At 53.7% G+C, this 1,174-nt stretch carries 1 protein-coding gene; it reads right to left on the bottom strand.

Annotated features, from left to right (window positions below):
* Window positions 1–30 precede the first annotated feature (30 nt).
* The gene (locus ACIGDJ_RS28325) at window positions 31–948 is read right to left on the bottom strand and encodes an IS110 family transposase (protein WP_397480376.1); all 918 of its coding nucleotides are present in this window, start codon (window positions 946–948) and stop codon (window positions 31–33) included.
* Window positions 949–1,174: the final 226 nt, after the last annotated feature.

Raw genomic sequence — 1,174 nt, forward strand, 5'->3', positions numbered from 1 at the left:
GTGGGAGCAACTGTCTTAACCCGCCGTCCATCAGCGCCATTCTGTACCGTCTCGCAGCATGGCATTCAGTCTGATCAGCAGTATTCGCATGCAGGCGATGAGCGCGACTTTCGCGCTCTTCCCTCGCTCCCTTAGAGCCTCGTAGCGCTTTTTAAAGTCTGCTTGAAATCGGATAACAACCCAACTCGACATGTATAACGCATGCCTGACTCGTGCTCTCCCTCCGTATATCTGCCGTTTTCCATTGTGGTTTCCGCTGTCGTCGTTGTAAGGGGCTATGCCCGCTAACGCCGCCACTTCCCTGCGATCCAACTCGCCCAGCTCTGGCAAATAAACCAGCAAACTGGCGGCCGCGACTTTGCCAATCCCTTTCACAGACATGAGTCGATTGGCCTTTTCTGCATCCAAATCAAACATGCTCTGAACGAGGTGTTTTTCCAAGGCTTTGATCTGCACTTGCAGGTAACGAATATGATCTTTGGTCGCGCTGACAACGGTTGGCAACTGAGCCTGCTGAAGCCGACGCTTATTGTCGTCGCGCTGCTGAACCAAGTGCTCGCGACACTGAATCAGCTCGCGCAGAGCTTCACGCTCAGGAGAAATGACCTTTTCATTAGACCCATGCAGCACTTCGGCAAAATCAGCCAGAACTGCCGCATCAATCGGGTCGGTCTTGGCATTTTTGCCCATGGCCACCGCGAAGGCCCTGGCCCGACGAGGATTGATTCGCAGCACTTGGAGATTCGCCTGTTGCAGTGCCGCCATGACCTGGCGCTCGTAGCCTCCCGTGGCCTCCAGCAATACCCGACCAACCTCATAGCAGCTCAATCGTTTGATCAGCTCAACAAAGCCTTCAAATGTGTTTGGAATCTCGAAACCTTCTTTCTGTGGTTGAACCCAGACAACAAGGTTTGATTTAGAGATATCGATGCCGACCCAGGAAATCATGGCAAAACCCTCTTACACTCAGAAGTGAGAGTGCTCTGGCTCTGCCCACGCTTGTGATTCGAGTGGCGCTCGTTCAACTGTTCGGGCTTATCGGCCAGAGTGGAAAGGTGGATGGCAGCTTTGCTCCCACACGTGCTTCTAGCACCGCGGACTCGCAGCTTGCCATCCACCCCTCTCACCCTAGAGTTTATTCCTAGATCAAGACACAAGCGGGCTTGCTCGCGAA

It is taken from the genome of Pseudomonas sp. NPDC079367, assembly GCF_044542195.1.
In the GTDB taxonomy this organism is placed as follows: domain Bacteria; phylum Pseudomonadota; class Gammaproteobacteria; order Pseudomonadales; family Pseudomonadaceae; genus Aquipseudomonas.